The sequence below is a fragment of the Streptococcus sp. A12 genome, from assembly GCF_905372335.1.
Taxonomy (GTDB): Bacteria; Bacillota; Bacilli; order Lactobacillales; family Streptococcaceae; genus Streptococcus.
In genome coordinates, this window is the sequence record NZ_CAJPOU010000091.1 from 1 (window position 1) to 3,916 (window position 3,916).

A 3,916-nucleotide genomic window follows, 5' to 3' on the forward strand; every position below is an offset into this window, starting at 1 on the left:
TGTAACAACCGAAGACTACAACAAAGCTCTTGAAAAATGGAAGAAAGAGCAAGCAGAGTCTAACCAAAAAGCTCAAGAAGAATTAAAAGATCATGTGAAATAAACATCTTTTGATCGAGGCAAATTTGCCTCGATTTTTTTCTTGTTTAGAATTTGCTATAAAAGCGCTTACATAGTATAATAGTTGTATTGATTACAAAATAGTGAGGTCTCTTTTATGAAAAAGAAAACAGTGGTGTCCATGGTGGCTTCAAGCCTTCTGCTAGCTCCATTTGTCTTAAATCAAGTGGTAGCAGCAGATGAGAACCTAGCAGAGCTTGCTCCAACGAAAGAAGTGGTGACTCAGGTGGCTCCGGAGCCTGTAGCTTCTGAAGGAGCGGCTTCCCAATCTCAAGCAGACCAGTCTGCATCTGCTGCAAGTGTGGATCCTAAGAAGGAAGTAGAGACTTCTGAACCTGCAGGACCGAGTTCAATTGCTCCGGCAGAGACGGAGAAGGCTGACAAGCCAGTCGAACAAGAAAAGACCGTGACGGTAACTGAGAAAACAAACCACCCACAGGCACCTCAGGGGGCAGGTGTCCCAGCTAGTCCAGCGGCTTCGACGGGAACATCAACACCAGCTACAGGACAAGCCTTAACTTCTTATACAGGTAGCCTGGCAAATAGTGAGCTCAAGGATAAGGAATTAACGGTTCAAAATGCTGTTGATGAATTGCTTCAGTGGGCTGCGACGGATTCCAAACAGGTCGGTCAATCGGCTGCGGATCGGGAACGCTTTGCTAAGAGTCTAGGGATGATTAGCACTCAAGAGGACTTGAACCGCAAGGTCAGTCAAGAAGAGCTGACCAATATGTATAGCATTGCTAAGAAACTCTATGATGCCTATCGCTCTGAAAAGAAAGCTCCTCTCTTTTTAAATGGGCGGGCTCAACCCATCTTCCCTTATACAAGTGGGGAAAAATCAGATAAAGACTATCACTATGAGGATAGCGAAATCGTTCGCTTCCCAGTCTATGTGGAGACCGATTACGATACAGATGCGGATGGCAAGCCGGACTTAGTCAAGGCCATTGTCCAGTTGCCTAAGGCAGTTGCCAGGGGAGACTTCAAGGCAGCGACCATTCTGGAAGCGCGTCCTTATGTAGCAGGAACCTTGGATGAGAACTATGTGACTCTTGAAAGCTTGGGCTTGCCGACAGATGGCTCCTATGATATGAAGAAGTTGCGGGAGCAACCTGCTAAACGACAAGCAGTTGGAAACTCGTCAACAGTAGAAGCGGCTAAGAAGGCCAAGGCTTCGGATTGGTATTACTACAGTCCCTACGAGTATATCTATGACTACGAAAATCTCAACTGGTACGACTATTTCTTGGTCAGAGGCTATGCTTTTATCTCCAGTGCAGGACTTGGTACCAAGGGATCAGAAGGATTTAACACCACAGGATCTGATCTCGAAATCAATGCCTTTAAGAATATTATCGAGTGGGTCAATGGCAAACGCAAGGCCTACACCGATAAGACCAGCAATGTCGAAATCAAGGCAGACTGGGCTACAGGAAGTGTTGCTATGACCGGTCTATCCTGGGCTGGAACCACGACCTTTGGTGTGGCAGCGACAGGCGTAGAAGGCCTAAAGACTATCGTTCCGGCAGCAGGAATCGCCTCTTGGTATGATTATTTCAATAGTCAAGGAACCCAGTTTGGCAATGCACCTTATAGTGACCTTTCATGGCTCTCCCTCTACGTTAGCACGCGGATGCTGGATCAAAACGATTGGGCTGGTATTTGGCAAAATTATGCCAACTATATCAACCAGCTCAACAAGGATCAAAATGCGCACGAACGCAATTACAGCAATGTCTGGAAGGAGCGGGATTATACCCTTCATCCTGAAAAATTCAAGACTAGCGCCCTCTTGGTTCACGGCTTGAATGATGACAACGTTAAAACCAAGCATTTTGAACTCATGTACGATGCCCTCAAGAAGGCAGGCCAAAATGTCAAGCTCTATCTCCACCAGGGAGACCACGTCTATCCAGCAGCCATGTCTCGTGGTTATGGTATTCAGGCCAATGGCCAAGATTTCTATGATCTTTTGAATACCTGGTTGACCCATTACCTCTATGGCGTGGACAATCAGGTCGAAAACTTGCCAGCGGTTCTAGCTCAAAACAACTATGACCCAAGTAAGTGGACCACTTATGATAACTGGAAGACTTCGCAACGCCTCTTCCTTAATGCCCAGTCGAAACGCTTGGAAGAGACGATTTCAAGTGACTACGCAGGAGCTGGCATAGAGATTGCTAAACGCAACGAAACTGTGAGCCAAGGGTCTTCAAAAGCCAACATGACCTTTGTGTCAGAGGTGACAGAAGATACTACCATCAAAGGGCATATCCCTGTACACTTCAAGGCAGCCCTGGCTAAGGGACAAGGCAAGAACTTCCAGATCAATGCCCTTTTAGTCGACGTCTCTGATGAGGAATTTGATGTGGTCGGCAATGGTGGCGTCAAGGCGGATAAAAAAGCAGATGGCTTCTGGATGGGAAGTAACCTTTCTAATCTTTCTGTAGCAGAGTTTGAGACCATTAAGACCAAATACAAGGTCATTGCCAAAGGATGGATCAACCTGGCCAACCCTGAGTCTGGCTATGATTCAGCCAGCTCAAGAAATAGTATCGAGCCAAAAGTTGGAGAATTCCACGACTATACGGTCCATCTCCAACCAAACCTCTATACGGTTAAAAAGGGCCACAAGCTAGCCCTAGTCTTCAATACCTACGATCCATCTGACTTAACCGTTGAAAATCCTTACGAAGTCACCTTCAAGACAGATTCTATCCGTGCGAGCATTCCGATTGTAGAAGGGACGCGTTCGCAAGTAGCTACTTATCTTCCTAACGCGGCTGATACAGCATATGCTACCCTTCCAGAGATTCAAGGAGCTAAATTGGTAGAACCAGCGGTTCATTACATCGAAGAATACCATCTGCCAGTCCTTCCAGAGCCTGAAAAATATGGTAGATCAGAGATTCCTGCTGGTACAAATCTTCGTCCTCTCGTCAAAACGGCTGAGAAAGAAACTGCAAAACCAGAATCTCTATCTGTTGCTTATGGACAAACATTTGTCTATGAAACAGGTAAAGCAGTAGTTCCAGCGCAAGAAAAAGCAGGTCAGCTTTCTCAAACAGGCACTGAAGAGGAATGGATAGGATTCTATGGGTTAGGTACCCTCCTCTTGTCTAGCCTTCTTTTCTGGAAGAAAAAGAAAGAAGATGTTCAAGGCTGAGAACGTAGCAAATATTTCTAAAAACTTGAATTTTGGTGTAGAATAGAACTATCAATGAGAGATTAGTGGAAAGCACTGATCAAAGGAGGAACTATGGTACATGTACTAACAGATGCAACATTTGAACAAGAAACTAGCCAAGGCTTGGTCTTGGTGGACTTCTGGGCAACTTGGTGTGGTCCTTGCCGGATGCAGGCACCAATCTTGGAACAGTTGGCAGAAGAGATCCATGAAGATGACTTGAAGATCTTTAAGATGGATGTGGATGAAAATCCAAACACTGCTCGTAACTTTGGCATCATGTCTATCCCAACACTCTTGTTCAAGAAAGATGGCCAAGTGGTGAAACAAGTCGCTGGTGTTCACACCAAAGAACAACTCAAATCTATTGTTGCGGAATTAAGCTAAGATAAAAGAAGCCCTTGCTTCTTAGTGAATCAAACTCGTTCATTTCCGATGATGGAAGTGGGCGAGTTTTTCTTTTTATGAATTTGTTAACAGAATAAGATAAGGAATTGACAGCGCTTTCCTAAGGTGTTAGAATGAACCTGTGGTTTGCTATAAAATATAAGAAAGAGAGTGGGACAGAAATCGGTAATTCGTTAGAATTCGATTTCGTCGTCCCAC

Annotated in this window: 2 protein-coding genes; both read left to right on the top strand. The window is 45.1% G+C overall.

Annotated elements, in window-relative coordinates; translation table 11 throughout:
* Positions 1-217: 217 nt before the first annotated feature.
* Positions 218-3,289 carry a CocE/NonD family hydrolase gene (locus tag QZ158_RS07970; RefSeq protein WP_293887418.1) on the top strand — a complete coding sequence of 1,024 codons (3,072 nt, stop codon included), beginning with the start codon at positions 218-220 and terminating at the stop codon, positions 3,287-3,289.
* Positions 3,290-3,382: 93 nt separating this feature from the next.
* Complete coding sequence (gene trxA, locus QZ158_RS07975; protein WP_293887420.1) at positions 3,383-3,697, top strand: thioredoxin; 315 nt, start codon at positions 3,383-3,385, stop codon at positions 3,695-3,697.
* The last annotated feature ends 219 nt before the right edge of the window (positions 3,698-3,916 follow it).

What these genes read in the sequence shown, in the direction of transcription:
- trxA (WP_293887420.1), top strand. Translation starts at nt 3,383, where the DNA reads ATGGTACATGTACTAACAGATGCAACATTTGAACAAGAAACTAGCCAA.
- QZ158_RS07970 (WP_293887418.1), top strand. Translation starts at nt 218, where the DNA reads ATGAAAAAGAAAACAGTGGTGTCCATGGTGGCTTCAAGCCTTCTGCTA.